The organism is Albidovulum sp. (assembly GCF_049646345.1).
In the GTDB taxonomy this organism is placed as follows: Bacteria; Pseudomonadota; Alphaproteobacteria; order Rhodobacterales; family Rhodobacteraceae; genus Albidovulum.
Genome location: NZ_JBARVQ010000601.1, coordinates 1 through 2,341 on the forward strand (window position 1 = coordinate 1; position 2,341 = coordinate 2,341).

Genomic DNA, 2,341 nt, shown 5'->3' on the forward strand with positions numbered 1-2,341 from the left:
CCCCGGACCCCTCCGAGGTATTTTGGCCAAGATGAAGATCAGGCGGCGGGAGGGTCCGGGTCTGGCGGCAGGAGCGCTATGAGGCGGGTGCCGGACGCAAGATCGGGATCCGCATCACCGCGTGTCAGGCGGAAATTGCCGGCGGCGTCGAGATGGCCGACCAGACGGGCATCGGGACGTTTGTCACACCACTGGCTTTGCGTGAATTCCGGGCTGAGTTTGGTCATGCTGAAGGTCCAGCCTTTGGCCAGATAGTTTTCGAACCCGTCGAAGCCCCGACCTTCGCCGAAGGGGCGGCCACCAAGCTGGGTCGGCAGCGCATGGCGCGATTTGCCGGCCTTGGCGCGGGCGATCTGCCAGCAATTGTCGCGGCCGAATTCGGGGCCGAAATCGGTGGCGACGAGCGTATTGTAGGCGTCGTTGTCGGTGGCCGCGACCAGGGTGCGGTAGCTCAGAAGTTCGACCTGATGTTCGGCGGCTTCCGACAGGATATCGCCGTAGAAGGTCTTGATCCCGGCGCTGCGGGCGCGGATCAGGTGGGCATGGTTCGGATCGGCGATGAGAACCGGCGCCCCGGCCTTTTTCAGGCACTCCGCCAGCCCGGTGGTGAAGCGCGATCCGCCGATGAAAAGGACACCCGGCCGATCGGCCCCGGCCAGCCCCAGATGCCGCGCAAGGGGTGCCAGCCCGAAGCCGTGCAGCACGACGGTCGCGATGACCAGAAGGAAGGCCAAGGGCCCGATCAGGGCGCCGTCGGCGATGCCCGCCGAGGCGAGCCGCTCGCCAAAAAGTCCGGCCACGGCGACCAGTACCACGCCGCGCGGACCGGTTGCCGCGATCAGCACCCTTTCATTCCAGGGCAGGTCCGTGCCGATGAGCGAAACGAGGACCGTCAGCGGCCGCGCAATCAGCACCACCGCTGCAATGAACAGCCCCGCCCGCCAGTTGAGCGCACCGAGGGTCGAGAAATCAAGCGAGGCGGCGAGCAGGATGAAAACGCCCGAGACCAGGAGGATCGTCGCATGTTCCTTGAACCGCCTGAGTTCCTCGTAACTCGGCAGATCGGCATTGGCGATGACGATCCCCATGATGGTGACGGCCAGCAGCCCTGCCTCATGCAGAACCGCGTCCGATAGCGCGAAAGCCAGCAGCAGGACGACAAAGAGGACCGGCACTTTCATGTATTCCGGCACCCTGCCCCGCCAGAACGCCCATGAAATGCCGTATCCCGCGGCAAGGCCGATGGCAGTGGCAAACCCGATGCCAAGCGCAAGATGGCCAGCGGCCTCGGCTGCTGTGGCCCCGGTATGAAGGACCAGCACAATCTGGAAGGCGAGCACAGCCGCCATTGCCCCGATCGGGTCGTTGACGATCGCCTCCCATTGCAGCAGTTGCGCCGGGCGACGGGCCAGCCGCGCTTGCCGCAAGAGCGGCGCGATGACGGTGGGGCCGGTGACGACCATGATACCGCCGAAGACGGCCGAGGCTTCCCAGCCGAGCCCCGCGCCATAACGCAAGGCAAGGGTGGAAAGCAGCCAGCCGAGGGGCGCGCCGATCAGGACAAGCCGCAGGACACCGCGCCTGGCATCACCAAGCTTGTGCAGGTCAAGCGTCAGCCCACCCTCGAACAGGATCACCGCCACGGCGAGCGAGATCATCGGCCGCGTGATCTCGCCTATATACCGCAGGGGGTCGAGCAGGCCGAAGGCCGGGCCGACAAGGATGCCGGCGATCAGCATCAGAACGATGGCGGGCAGATGCAGCCGCCAGGCGATCCACTGGCTGCCCACGCCAAGGGACCCGACCAGCGCAAAGGCCATGACCGGGCTCAGGCCCTCGGCTGCCTGTTCGATGGCCATGGCTCAGACCGATCCTTCGTTTCGGATATCGTTTTTGTCCGCCGGATGTTCGCCGCGTTTTGTGACCACTGTACTGATTGCTTCAGGCATATCAGTCCTCTCCCTGACGATCCTGCCGCGAGTTTGATCCGGCCCCGGTGCGGAAGGCAAGGCCCAGGCGATTTGAGCGGGTGCGGCCCCTTGTGCTAATCTTGCGGTATTCAATTCAGACGCAAGATTAGAGACAGGAGCATTTACATGAATGACGTTGTTACCATGCACCAGACCATCGCCTTTGTCGGGGTTATCGGCATCGCGGCGATCGCTTTATTTCTCGTGGGCTATGTGATGATCCGCCACAATGTGGGACTGGCCGAAAACAATATATCCGCATTCTGACCGTCTGCCTCGTCATTCCGACGGTCGTCATGATCTCGTTCATCCCCGATGCCAGCATCGCTGACCGCTCGTCCGTCTATGGCCTGATCGGCACGATTGCGGGG

General features: G+C 63.9%; 2 protein-coding genes. One reads left to right on the forward strand and one right to left on the reverse strand.

What is annotated here, in order from left to right; genetic code table 11:
* Positions 1 to 38: 38 nt before the first annotated feature.
* Entirely contained in the window at positions 39 to 1,859 is a 1,821-nt protein-coding gene (locus WBB85_RS15715; RefSeq protein ID WP_432639544.1) for a cation:proton antiporter, read from the reverse strand.
* Between the two features lie 237 nt (positions 1,860 to 2,096).
* Between WBB85_RS15715 and WBB85_RS15720 the strand changes: the two genes are divergently transcribed.
* Positions 2,097 to 2,237: a hypothetical protein gene (locus tag WBB85_RS15720; RefSeq protein ID WP_432639545.1), complete on the forward strand. Its 141-nt coding sequence runs from the start codon at positions 2,097 to 2,099 to the stop codon at positions 2,235 to 2,237.
* Positions 2,238 to 2,341 lie beyond the last annotated feature (104 nt).